Source organism: Peribacillus sp. NPDC006672, assembly GCF_050274955.1.
In the GTDB taxonomy this organism is placed as follows: Bacteria; Bacillota; Bacilli; order Bacillales; family DSM-1321; genus Peribacillus.
The window spans coordinates 559,894-572,144 of the sequence record NZ_JBNNOR010000001.1 but is presented as its reverse complement, the minus strand read 5'-3'; the positions used below and the strand labels follow the sequence as shown (position 1 = coordinate 572,144).

Sequence of the window (12,251 nt, the reverse complement as noted above, 5' to 3'; positions counted from 1 at the left end):
GATTTTCCCCCTTATTTTTTAGGCATGACAGAAACCCTGTGACTCGGTACATCCAGTGAACGTGTGACAGCTTCGATGATCCACTTCTTTATTTGAATGTTTTCGGCTCCTTTAGCGACTACGAGGACTCCTCGTACACTAGGCTTTTTCGTTTCCGAAATGATCGGTCCTTCTTTTTCACCGCTTTTGACCAACACAAGCTGATCATCAACCGATGTGTCATCAACCGTCCTTTTGCCGCCTTCCTTGTCGGTTTCTTGTGTGACTTGTTTTTGGGTGACTTTGTTTCTTTCAAATACTTTTTTCTCGGATGCATCCACATAGATTACGACTTTTACATCCTTGACGCCTGCGATGGATTCAAGCGCTTCCTTCATTTCATTCTGAAGATATATTTCATAATCTTTTGTTGTCTTGAATTCGGATTTCTTCTGGCCGAATGTTTCAACATCCCCTTTATCGTCCTGTTTATCATTATTGAAAACAGTCTTCACTTCAGGTGTTTGTCCCGTCTGGTTGCTGGTTAACAAATTCCCGGCCATCATAATTCCCGCTCCCAAAAGGACAACTATTAGAGCATAGACATACAGGGAAGGTTTTTTTTCCTTAGGCTCTTTTTGGTCAGGGTCTTTATTTAATAGTTTTTGCAGCCAGGATAATGGACCTTTATCTTTGTTCAATACTCAGTCACTTCCTTTCCCCGGCGATTTCAATGATCTCTTCATCAACGGACCAACTTGTTGCCAGAAACCTTTTTACAACATCCAGATTGGCAGCATTCGAAGAGGATGGTTTCTCTGCATTGATATCAACCTTCGCTACTGCCTCTATCCCCGAGTCTGCTTTCCCTTCTGCCTTTTCCAATGATATGGTTATGTTTTGCAAATCATCAGGGCTCGGTTCTTCCTCATTCTTGACTCCTACATCAATTGAACTAATCTTCATGTTATAATCCACCATCAGCTCCTCTTCCACTTCTGCCTGTAAGTCAACAGCCATTTGTTTTAAAATATATGCACCCTGGGTAGCTTGTATTTCTTTTTTCTTCATTTCTGTCAAATTTCCTAAATCTTTTTTTTTCTGATCTTGAAATTCACTTGTAGCCGCAGAGAGGATTTCGTCGAAATCCTTATTGAATAATCCCAATATAGGAGTGATGATGATCGCAATCAGTAAAAGTCCGATTACCATTTTGGCATACTTCTGTAAAGCTGAATTCGGAAGAAGCATATCGATCACAGTAGCCAGCAATACAAATATGATGATGTTAGATACCCAGCCAGCTAAAAAACTCACCAAGCCCTCCTCCTTTCTTAACGAACCATCAGTGTAATGTTTCCAGAGGCGATAATTACTGTGATACTTAAAAAGAACATGAGTGAGACAATGGCCAGTGCTGCAAAAATATAAATCATGCTTTTACTTATAACGTCAAGACATTTTATTACAGGCCCTCCGCCCAGCGGCTGCAAAAGACTCGCTGCCAATTTATAAACAAAAGAAATCATCAAGATTTTTATTGCGGGAAATGTGGTTATGAGCAAGAGAATTATGACACCTGACAAGCCCACTGTATTTTTCAGCAGAACGGAGGCACTAATGACCGTATCCGTTGCATCAGTAAACATGCGCCCTATTACCGGTATAAAGTTACCTGTCACGAATTTGGCCGTCCTGATCGTCACTCCGTCTGCTACAGCGGAGGATGCTCCTTGAACGGATATGACACCAAGGAATATGGTCATGAATGCACCTAGTATCCCGATAGCAAAATTACGGAGAAGTTGTGCCATCTGTGTCACTTTATAATGTTCGGTCAGCGTGCTGACAATGCTTAAAATCGCTGCAAAGAATAATAGAGGGAGGACGATAAACTGGATCAAGATTCCGCTTGTATTCATTAAAAACATTAAGACCGGGTGAAAGAAAGCTGCTGATACAAGTCCGCCTGAAGCGGCAATTAAGGCCAAGAGCAAAGGGATGAGCGCCATTAAAAAGGAAATCATCAAATCTATCGTATCTTTTGTATATTCTATCGCCACATGAAAACTGTTAAGTGCCAAAATGATCAGCACCATATAAACGATTGCATAAGCGATCTTACTAACGGAGCTTTGTTCGAACGCGTTCTGCAAAGACTGCAGGAACATGCTGAAAACGGTTAATAAAATGAGTGAGCCCAGCAGCTTACCATTCACAAGCAGTTCATGAAAAATGAATTTTGTAATCCCCTTTATCCATTGGTCAAAGGAGAATTTCTTATCGCCGCTTACAAAATCCATGAAGCTCCCTTTCTGGCTTTCCGGTAAGAACCCACCATATTCCGTAACGATGTCATCCCAATATTGTTTGAGCTCATCGACACCCAGCCTGTCTATTTGGGCTTGTACCAGTTCGGTCTGCATAAGCGGCTCTTGATCGATTTCACCATTTTCAGGATTTTCGGCAGCTTGTCCAATAGATGTATGCAAAAAAAAGAGTAAAACGAATAGAATGGATAAGTAAGGCATCCGCTGCTTCATACATTCACCTCATTGACTAGTAGGAGTAATCCGTTAACTTGGGAGCATCTGTAAAATCGTTTCGATAATGACCGTCAAAATCGGAATCGCCATAGCAAGAATCAAGATTTTCCCGCTCAATTCTATTTTGGAAGCGAGCGACCCTTGCCCTGCATCTTTTGTAATTTGAGTAGCGAATTCGGCAATATAGGCAATTCCGATTATTTTTAAGATGGTCTCTAGATATACGGTATTTACATTCGCATTCACTGCAATTTTTTCTAACATTAAAATAATTTCGTATATTTTATCCGCTAAAAAAAGAAAAATGGAGCAGCCTACAAAAATGACGAGCAGGAATGCGAAATTTGGTTTTTGCTCTTTGACGATCAGGGCCAAAAAGGTGGCAACTAGGGCAATGGCCACGATTTTTATGATTTCAATCGCGAATCCCTCCCTTACTGAAATAGGAATACAGATTTAATTTTTTGAAATAAATCCTCCACTACAGAAGCTACCATGAATAAAATATAGATAAATCCGAAAAGTGTCACCCACTGGGCATATTCCTTCTTCCCAACCTGATCGAGTATCGTGTGAAGAAATGCCACAACTAGCCCCACACCGGCTATTTTAAATATGATGTCCACATCAATGCCCATTTTCATTCCCCCCACATATTCCTACATCAGCAAAATGATCAATAATAGCCCTGATAAAAAACCAAGACTTTTCATCATTTTTTCATACTTTCCCTGTCGGTCGAGCGCATCGCTCTCTTCCCTTTCCAAGTGTGCCATCGTTAGCATGATTTGCTTTTGCTGATGATATTTATCGCTTTTTCCAAGCGTCTCCCCAAACTGTGAAAGTATCTCGAATTCCCCCTGTTTTAAAGCAAGGGATTGCCATATTTTCTTCAAACTATCATCCCATGCTTCTTTGACGGTGGTCTCACCTGACTCGAGTCGATTTGCAAAGGTCTCGAAAAAGATGGATAAAGGTTTGGCCATCTGCTTAGACAGTTTCCTCGCTGCCTCTTTCAAAGGTGTATGACCATACATGATTTCAGCTTCGAGCGACTGCATAGCGACTTTCAGCTGCCTTAGTTGACGAGGCCTCATACTTAATTTTTTCGCAGCTTCGAAACCCGCCCATGTCGTTGTAATAATGATTATCGCTGCTCCAATTATCTTAAACATGCGGTTTCACACCTTCTCTTAAGTAAATAGGAACCCCCGCCGTATCAAGGACTTTATAGCTCCTTTTTCCGGATTTGCTTCTCTGTAATTCTATAAAGCGTTCAAAGATGTTTTGCTTTAATATTTCAGCGATAAAAGGCCGCTTCTTAATTTCACCCAATGTATGGCCATGTGTAGTTATTATGAGTTTAATACCTGCATTCACTGCTTCAAGCACAGCTTGTGTATCCTCAGCGCGGCCTATTTCATCCACGATCAATACATCCGGGGACATCGAACGGATCATCATCATCATCCCTTCCGCTTTAGGACATCCATCGAGCACATCCACCCTTGTTCCAAATTCGAGCTGCGGCACCCCATGAACACATCCGGCAATTTCTGAGCGCTCGTCCACTATTCCCACCTTTTGAGGGGGAATTCCCCGTTTTTCATTTCCACTGGATATCATTCTTGCAATATCACGCAATACGGTTGTTTTTCCTGTTTGCGGAGCACCGATCAACATTGTATGTTGCCATTCCCCATTATATAAATAAGATGTTAGCGGTTCAGCAGCACCTATCTTTTCACGTGCAATCCGAATATTGAATGAGGAAATGTCCCTGATCGCTTTGACCGACCCATTTTCCAGGATCACTTTGCCAGCAAGACCCACCCGGTGTCCGCCCGCTATAGTTATATATCCCCGCTTTAATTCTTCCTCAAGTGTATATAACGAAAATTGACCGATTTGATTCAATAATTGATCTGCATCCGAATGGGTCACTTCATAGGAAAAGAAGAAAGGTTCCCCACCTACAATGACCTCAAGCGGCCTTCCAACGCGAATCCGCAGCTCTTCCATCTTTTCAATCATCATCGGTGTCATGCCCCGGAGTTGCTCGTATAATTTTTTCGGTAAAAATGAAAGAATCGTTTCCATTTTGACAATCCTCCTGTATACACCACTTTCAATAAAATATATGCCGACCAGACCGTAATGATGACAGGCTAATAAAGAAACAGATCTTTTATATCTTCTGGCCTCTAAAAAAGACAAAAAAAAGACCGCGAAATCAATCTCGGTCTCAGGCTGTAGACAAATTCGAAGAAAGCGAGTTTGTCTAAGTTTTTTTATGGCTTGTACAATTTGGACGTTGATTGGAACCCGAGGGCACGCTTTTCCCGCAGAAGTCTCGTACCTTCCGTTCCCAATCAACTTTGGTTTAACATTAAGATAGACACCTTCCTACAGTCTTTTTAAAAAAGAAGGATGAAAAAAACTTGAGGTGATAAGGATTCTTTTTAAAACATGATTCTATTCAGCGAGACCAGCTTGAAATGATTACTTTAGATCAACTGGTGCCAGCTTGTAAAATAGAGATTAAAGAGGGCTATCGTGAGTACAAATATCCTTTTGTGCGATTTGTTCATTTTTATCACAGTGTACCGAAAGTAAAGACCATTAGAAAGTAGTGACACACCATATTTGGCAAGAATATATGGAAGAAGCAGATCATCTGCGTCATCATGAAGTCAAATCCCATAAAAAATAAAAAAGGTTTCGGAATGAGAGACCATTCCGAAACCTTTTTGTCTACAACTGAAACCGAGATATTAATCTCGGCCATCTTTCATTTATGCACGTGATACGTAAGAGCCTTCATTTGTATTGATCAATAATTTGTCACCTTGGTTGATGAAGAATGGAACTTGAACCGAAAGGCCCGTCTCAAGTACGGCTGATTTCGTTCCGCCTGAAGATGTATCGCCTTTTATTCCCGGCTCAGTTTCCGCCACTTCCAGTTCTACAGTGTTTGGAAGCTCTACCCCAAGTGTTTCTGCTTGGAAAGTCATGATATGGACTTCCATATTTTCTTTAAGGAATTTCAATTCACGCTCAATGCTTGAAGCTGGCAGCTCGATTTGGTCATATGTTTCGTTATCCATGAATACATGGCTATCACCACTTGCATAAAGGTACTGCATCTTGCGGTTTTCGATATGTGCTTTAGCGACTTTTTCACCAGCACGGAATGTTTTCTCTTGGATTGAACCTGTACGAAGATTACGAAGTTTAGAACGTACAAAAGCTGCACCTTTACCAGGTTTAACATGTTGGAACTCGATAACCTGCCAAATCCCATTATCTACTTCAATCGTAACACCCGTGCGAAAATCGTTTACAGAAATCATAAATTTGTCCTCCTACATGTACATGTTTACAGAATGATTAACTCTTTCGTTGAATGAGTAAGTGCTTCGTTACCTTCAATTGTAACGATTGTATCATCTTCAATCCGAACTCCGCCAACACCCGGTAAGTAAATGCCCGGCTCGACGGTTACGGCCATACCTGGTTCTAAAATGATATCAGACCTTAAAGATAATGCAGGACCTTCATGGACTTCCAGACCGATTCCATGTCCAGTCGAATGTCCAAAATACTGCCCGAATCCCTTTTCTTCAATTAAATTACGAGTTAGTGCATCCGCTTCCCTGCCCGTCATCCCAGGTTTAATCCCAGCCATTCCGCGCAGTTGCGCTTCTAAAACAATGTCATAAATGTTAATAAGTTCTTCACTCGGCTTGCCAACTGCTAATGTCCGAGTTATGTCAGACACATACCCGTTATAGTATGCTCCGTAATCCAATGTGACAAAATCGCCTTTTTCAATGATTTTATCCGTAGCAACTCCATGCGGGAGAGCGGACCTTACGCCAGATGCAACGATAATATCAAAGGAAGAGGAAGTTGCCCCCTGTTTCCTCATAAAGAATTCAAGTTCATTGGATACATCCAGTTCTGAAATCCCTGGACGCATGTAATCCAGAATATGTGTAAAGGCAGCGTCAGCAATAGCAGCCGCTTCCTTTAATATCTTAATCTCTGATGAAGTCTTTATCAAGCGTAAATTCTCAATAACTCCAGACACCGGCAAAAGTTGTCCTTCAATGGCCGCTTCGTATGCCTTATATGTGGCAAAAGTCAGATGCTCTTGCTCAAAGCCCAGTGTGCCGATTTTCATCTCTTTTACCTGCTTACCGACCTCTTCGGTGATGGTGCCCTTGTGTTGGACGATTTCATAGTCCGTAGCCTGCTTTCCTGCTTGTTCCACGTATCTGAAATCAGTGATGAATTTAGCTTCATTTTGGGAAATCAGGACGACGCCTGCACTTCCCGTAAAATTGGTCATGAATCGGCGGTTATATGTACTGGTGATCAAAAAACCATCAATGCCCACCTTTTCCATTGAGGCTCTTAAGCGCATTAGTCTATTCATTTAATTTCTCCCCTTTGCAATCTTTGTGATCGCCTGCAACGCCAATTCATATCCGTGTATCCCCAAGCCGACAATCTGTCCCGCCGATACCGGCGCGGTCACCGATTCATGCCGAAAGCTTTCACGGGCATGTATGTTCGAAATATGCACTTCCACAACTGGAACATCAATTCCGGCTATTGCATCACGAATCGCATAGCTATAATGAGTAAAAGCTCCAGGATTAATGATAATCCCGTCGATCCCATAATCCTCTGACCAATGGAGCTTGTCGATAATCGCTCCTTCATGGTTAGTTTGAAAAGAGATTAGTTCCACATTTAACCCTTGAGCTTGCTGCAGTAATAGAGCTTCCAGATCCGCAAGTGTCGAGGATCCATAATGCGCAGGTTCCCGCTTCCCCAAGCGGTTTAAATTCGGACCATTGATTAATAAGATTTTTGTCACATCAAACACCTGCTCATCATTAAAAGAATGCTTTCCATGAACATTCTATCATAATTACAAATTGTCTTACTACTTTTTTACAACCAAGAAAGCAATCAGCTTTCCGATTGCTTCTCGGCCTTGTTTTTTTGACGTAGATATTCCTGATGATCATATGATATAGAATACCCTACAAAAAGACCGTATAAAATAAAAATGCAGACACTGGTTATAATCGTATTTGACGACATTTTTGAAATGGTTGGCAAATCGGCGAACATCGGTTTCAGAACAAATACCAGCAAAACCCAGCAAACCACTCCAAAAAAAATCCCCGAAAAAATACTCTTCATCCTTTTAAAAAGACTATAGTAAATAAAAGCAATCCCCACGGAAAGAATTCCGAACAAAAGTATGGTCATTACCGTACCAAGCCAGTGATCGATCCAGGCCATATTCGACCACGAAGTAAGTATGAATTTTGGGCTAAACCCCATAAAATTAACATAATGGGCTATGATTCCGATAAAGCTTGCTGCAGCCCCCCCAACAAAACCGATAGCTAGTACATTGTAGATCGCACTTTGATTTTCCTGTTGAATTTGTCCATTTATATTAGAAGACATATCAAGCACCTCCGCTACGTAGTATGCCCTTTGTTAAATAGAACTATTTTTTTTTATTCTTAGGGAGGAGAATCACTAGAGGTTTTGTGATTTTTTCTGTATGATTAAATCATAAATAATGTACTTTTTTCAGAGGAAAATACCCATCCTCTGTTGAAGTTTATAATGTACACAGGATACTACCTTCCTGTGATTTAACATTCATAAAGTAATTGCAGGGATAAGGCCGTCACTTAAATTTTGGAGACTGTCTTCTCCCTTGTGATACTTGATAATAAACATGTTAGCACCCATGAGAGAGCTACGTGAATAACTATTAGGTTGGTGTAGAAATGTCTGAGGTCCAAAAACCCGTTTATGGAGGGCAGGCTGTTGTGGAAGGCGTCATGTTTGGCGGCAAACATCACACAGTCACTGCGGTACGCCGCAAAGATTCAACGATTGTCTATTATCATCTGCCGCGTAAATCGAAACCTGTTGTCAACCGCTTAAAAAAAGTACCGTTTCTACGGGGTATCGTATCACTGATTCAGTCAAGTGCCGTCGGTTCAAAACATCTGAACTTTTCCACTGAACAGTATGAAGAAGAAGAAGGGGAAAAGCAGGACGAAAAGAAAAAGGAAACTAAAGAATCTTCTAAATTAAGTGTATGGCTTGGAGTTGCCGTAATCGGTGTGCTTTCCTTCCTTTTCGGGAAGCTGCTTTTCACTTTGGTTCCAGTATTTCTTGCCGCATTGACAAGACCCATCTTCAGTGGCCGAATGGAACAGGTTTTAATCGAAAGCTTGTTCAAGTTGATATTATTACTGGTATACATTTACTTGGTATCCATGACTCCAATGATCAAGCGGGTCTTTCAGTATCACGGTGCAGAGCATAAGGTGATCAATTGCTTTGAAAGCGGAAAAGAATTGACCGTAGCAAATGTGCAGGCAAGTTCACGCCTTCATTATCGCTGTGGCAGCAGCTTTATTTTATTTACAGTCATTGTTGGCATGTTTGTCTATATGCTTGTTCCGATCGATCCATTATGGCTGCGTGTCGTGGATCGCGTTTTGCTTATCCCCGTAGTGCTTGGCATTGCCTTCGAGGTATTGCAGTTGACCAACAAAGTAAGAGATATTCCAATTCTGCGTTACCTTGGCTATCCTGGCCTTTGGCTTCAGTTATTGACAACCAAAGCCCCTACCGACGATCAAGTCGAAGTCGCATTGGCATCCTTCCATGAATTGTTGAGGATGGAAAAAGAGACCGAAAAAGGTTTAGAATCCGACGTTATTGTGTAAAGCACCTATACACATTTTGATTATGAAAAATCATATACTAAATTAAGTGAATAATCTTCATTAATTTCAAGTATTTTACATGAAGAATGTTTAAAATAAGCAAAAAATGCTTATGATGCTCTTAAGGAGGTGTCTTTGTTGAAACGTTTCATATCTTTCATGATATACGGAATCATTGCCCTCGGAGTCCTCGGACTAATGAGCCGACTATTTAATGACCCGATTGGCTTTTTTAGAAACATTCTCATAATAGCCATTGTCGCAGGGATTATTTATATGATTTATACCGGATTAACAAAGGGAAAACCAGTTAAAAAAGAGCAGCAAGCATTCCGAAAGGCTGCACGCCAATCGAAAAAAAGGCTAAAAAACCGAACTTCGAAAAAGGATAATGTGGCTAGCTTTTCTGCAGCAAAATCATCAAAAAAAATAAAAGTGAGAAAGAAAACGGATAGTCACTTAACAGTCATTGAAGGAAAAAAGAATAAAAAGAAAAATCGGGCTTCTTTTTAAAAGCCCGATTTTTTTATGTTTATTAATATGTCCATCTCTTAAGGAATTCTTTCGTGCACTGTCTGCCCCGATTCATCAATTCTCCCTTTTTTTCATCATTCAGATTGAAATCCATTGCAGAAATTCCCTTCATCGGGATAAAAACAATATTCTGGACGTGTTTCTTGGAAATATAACGTGCATCATGGGCATCTTTCATCGTTTTGAATAGTGCGGAGAACAATTCAAGCGCATTATCCACTTCATGCGGTTTCCATATCTCCTCAACACTTAGTCGCAAGCCTATGACCGGCCGTTCCTTTCTTACTTGATCTGAATTGAATAACCACATTGGAAAATTGCTTAACACACCTCCATCCACAAAAAGGACCCTGCTTTTTCCGACATAAAGTTTGACTGGCTCAAAGAAATAGGGAATGCTACAACTCATTCTTACTGCCTTGGCCACTGGAAAAGTCATCGGATCAATTCCATAGTTAGGTAAATCATCAGGCAGTACCACCAATTTCCCATGTGTAATGTCGGAGGTTATGATACGGAGAGATTTCGGTGGCACATCATTAAAGGTGACTACATTCCTTTCGGCAAGTTTAGCGGCCACCCATTTTTCCAAGGCTTCCCCTTTATATAAACCTAATTTCCAATAAACAAGTAGCCACTTGGCAAGTGGGATAGGTAATAGGCCCCACCTCTTATCAAGCAAGCTAGTTAATTCTATATCAAGAAAAACCTCTTCCATTTCTTTTCCTGTATAACCAGCTGCTATAAAAGCTGCTATAATGGAACCTGCACTTGTTCCAGCTGTCTTTTGAAATACAAATCCACGCTCCTCCAATTCCTGCAAGGCTCCTACTAAACCATATGCCTTAATCCCGCCTCCGGAAAAAACGCCGTCAATAATCATAGCTGCCCTCCCCTAATCCGGTCTTTACATTTCTAAGCGGGATTAGAGCGATTTATGACAGTTTTATATGAAAAATTGCCTCAGGTAAAATACTGAATTTCCGCTTTAGGGAAAAATCCCGCTATATACCCACGAATGGCCGTTTCCAGTTCTGCGGCTTCTTCGGTTTGGTAAACATATTTGCCAATTCCATATCGGCCCCATTTATATTTGCGCTTCGTTTCGTCCAGTTCCAATTTTGTTTTCGGATAGTTTTTTTGAATTACTTTTTTAGCAGGTCCAGTAAACCGATGCTGGATTAGTTCAAAAGTCAAGTCCGGGATATCCACCCCTTTTAACGCCTCACTTAACCGTTCGAATAATTCATGGTAGCCCTCCTTCCATGCTTCATGACGATATATTGGAGCTACGATAAAACCCAGGGGGTATCCGGCACCTGCCACTTTACGTGCCGCTTCCATTCTTTCCTCGAAACTCGAAGTTCCGGGCTCGAAGTTCTTTATTACGTAACGTGAATTTATACTGAACCGAAATCTCGTTTTTCCATTATGTTCAGCATCCAACAGGTGGTCGACATGATGAAATTTAGTTACGAACCTTAAAACCCCATATTCACTTTTTCCAAAATATTCTATAGCCCTTTTTAACGAATGTGTCAAATGATCAATTCCAACGATATCTGAAGTACAGGCCGCCTCAAAACGAGTAATTTCAGGCTTTCTCTCATTGATATATTTTTCGGCTGCCTCAAAAATCTCCTCGAGATTCACATATGTCCTAATGTATGGCTTTGATCCGAGTGTCGTCTGTAAATAACAATAATGACAATGCCCCATACACCCGGTAGCAAGAGGGATGGCATATTCAGCAGATGGCTTTGAAGAATCGAATTTCAATGTTTTCCTGATGCCCACCACAAGCGTCGACTTGGCGACACGATATTTTTGCTGATCATTTTCTCCAGGAAGATCCCTAATTTGGTTATGTGATGTGGTCTCACGAATTTCAATGTTCAAATCCTCGAATTTCTTTTTCAATTCCCGGCCAAGCGGGTATTCCAATGCCCTCGGCTCGATATATACTAACTGTGGCATAAATGGTTTCATTTCGTTCTCCATTCTTTTATGGATTTGTTCATACTTTCAATCGAACTAGACAATCTAATTAATAAGGATAGTTTTTCTTTTTTCTGTTATCCTCATGATTGTTTTTAATTGGAAATCCAAATGAAGGAGATGCAAAATGGCTAATAAACGAGAATTCTTGACAAACGGGATGGGGAAACAAACGATTACCGTCCAAACAGATAATAAATATCCTAATCCCAGGAATATCCCTGGAGACTCAGTCGATGAATTTTCGGTATTAAAGGATGGAAACCAATATCTGGCCGAAAAGGAAATAGGTCAACAAAATGAAAATGGTTGATTGAACGCAAAAAGAAGACCGAATTCTTCATGATTCGGTCTTCCCTATTGGTATGTAATTGAACAGACTGTTACTATCCTACATATATGAAAAAAGCCGTTA

At 40.8% G+C, this 12,251-nt stretch carries 16 protein-coding genes; 3 read left to right on the top strand and 13 right to left on the bottom strand.

Translation table 11 applies throughout. The features are described from left to right. Positions 1-11 precede the first annotated feature (11 nt). The 11 genes from spoIIIAG to ACQKKK_RS02835 form a co-directional block, all read right to left on the bottom strand. Positions 12-680 (bottom strand): stage III sporulation protein AG, encoded by a 669-nt coding sequence (gene spoIIIAG / locus ACQKKK_RS02885; RefSeq protein ID WP_427613913.1) that lies wholly within the window; start codon positions 678-680, stop codon positions 12-14. A gap of 7 nt (positions 681-687) precedes the next feature. Next, positions 688-1,296, bottom strand: coding sequence for a stage III sporulation protein AF (gene spoIIIAF, locus ACQKKK_RS02880; RefSeq protein ID WP_427613911.1), 609 nt, complete (start codon positions 1,294-1,296; stop codon positions 688-690). Positions 1,297-1,313: 17 nt separating this feature from the next. Continuing rightward, entirely contained in the window at positions 1,314-2,522 is a 1,209-nt protein-coding gene (gene spoIIIAE / locus ACQKKK_RS02875; RefSeq protein WP_427613909.1) for a stage III sporulation protein AE, read from the bottom strand. A 33-nt stretch (positions 2,523-2,555) separates the two neighbouring features. Further along, positions 2,556-2,936 (bottom strand): stage III sporulation protein AD, encoded by a 381-nt coding sequence (gene spoIIIAD / locus ACQKKK_RS02870; protein ID WP_427614061.1) that lies wholly within the window; start codon positions 2,934-2,936, stop codon positions 2,556-2,558. 23 nt (positions 2,937-2,959) lie between these two features. Further along, complete coding sequence (gene spoIIIAC / locus ACQKKK_RS02865) at positions 2,960-3,163, bottom strand: stage III sporulation protein AC (RefSeq protein ID WP_034308319.1); 204 nt, start codon at positions 3,161-3,163, stop codon at positions 2,960-2,962. Between the two features lie 21 nt (positions 3,164-3,184). Next, positions 3,185-3,700: a stage III sporulation protein SpoIIIAB gene (spoIIIAB, locus tag ACQKKK_RS02860; RefSeq protein ID WP_427613907.1), complete on the bottom strand. Its 516-nt coding sequence runs from the start codon at positions 3,698-3,700 to the stop codon at positions 3,185-3,187. Next, a complete protein-coding gene (gene spoIIIAA, locus ACQKKK_RS02855) occupies positions 3,693-4,625 on the bottom strand; it encodes a stage III sporulation protein AA (RefSeq protein WP_427613905.1) in 933 nt (310 codons plus the stop codon). Before spoIIIAA ends, spoIIIAB begins: the two co-directional genes overlap by 8 nt. Positions 4,626-5,320: 695 nt before the next feature. Next, on the bottom strand, positions 5,321-5,878 hold the full coding sequence (efp, locus tag ACQKKK_RS02850) for an elongation factor P (protein WP_034308328.1): 558 nt from the start codon (positions 5,876-5,878) through the stop codon (positions 5,321-5,323). Positions 5,879-5,904: 26 nt separating this feature from the next. Beyond that, on the bottom strand, positions 5,905-6,966 hold the full coding sequence (locus tag ACQKKK_RS02845) for a M24 family metallopeptidase (RefSeq protein WP_427613903.1): 1,062 nt from the start codon (positions 6,964-6,966) through the stop codon (positions 5,905-5,907). Beyond that, the gene (gene aroQ / locus ACQKKK_RS02840; RefSeq protein WP_427613901.1) at positions 6,967-7,413 is read right to left on the bottom strand and encodes a type II 3-dehydroquinate dehydratase; all 447 of its coding nucleotides are present in this window, start codon (positions 7,411-7,413) and stop codon (positions 6,967-6,969) included. A 95-nt stretch (positions 7,414-7,508) separates the two neighbouring features. Beyond that, positions 7,509-8,018, bottom strand: coding sequence for a YqhR family membrane protein (locus ACQKKK_RS02835; protein ID WP_427613899.1), 510 nt, complete (start codon positions 8,016-8,018; stop codon positions 7,509-7,511). Positions 8,019-8,350: 332 nt separating this feature from the next. Here ACQKKK_RS02835 and ACQKKK_RS02830 point away from each other — a divergent pair, with 332 nt between their 5' ends. Together ACQKKK_RS02830 and ACQKKK_RS02825 are read left to right on the top strand one after the other, a co-directional pair. After that, positions 8,351-9,304, top strand: a complete 954-nt coding sequence (locus ACQKKK_RS02830; protein ID WP_427613898.1) for a DUF1385 domain-containing protein — start codon at positions 8,351-8,353, stop codon at positions 9,302-9,304. A 138-nt stretch (positions 9,305-9,442) separates the two neighbouring features. Continuing rightward, positions 9,443-9,817 (top strand): SA1362 family protein, encoded by a 375-nt coding sequence (locus tag ACQKKK_RS02825; protein WP_061464010.1) that lies wholly within the window; start codon positions 9,443-9,445, stop codon positions 9,815-9,817. Between the two features lie 22 nt (positions 9,818-9,839). Here ACQKKK_RS02825 and ACQKKK_RS02820 read toward each other — a convergent pair whose 3' ends face one another. After that, complete coding sequence (locus ACQKKK_RS02820; protein WP_427613896.1) at positions 9,840-10,721, bottom strand: patatin-like phospholipase family protein; 882 nt, start codon at positions 10,719-10,721, stop codon at positions 9,840-9,842. A gap of 80 nt (positions 10,722-10,801) precedes the next feature. Further along, on the bottom strand, positions 10,802-11,827 hold the full coding sequence (gene splB, locus ACQKKK_RS02815; protein WP_427613895.1) for a spore photoproduct lyase: 1,026 nt from the start codon (positions 11,825-11,827) through the stop codon (positions 10,802-10,804). A 136-nt stretch (positions 11,828-11,963) separates the two neighbouring features. Between splB and ACQKKK_RS02810 the strand changes: the two genes are divergently transcribed. Beyond that, positions 11,964-12,149, top strand: coding sequence for a hypothetical protein (locus tag ACQKKK_RS02810; protein ID WP_061464013.1), 186 nt, complete (start codon positions 11,964-11,966; stop codon positions 12,147-12,149). Positions 12,150-12,251: the final 102 nt, after the last annotated feature.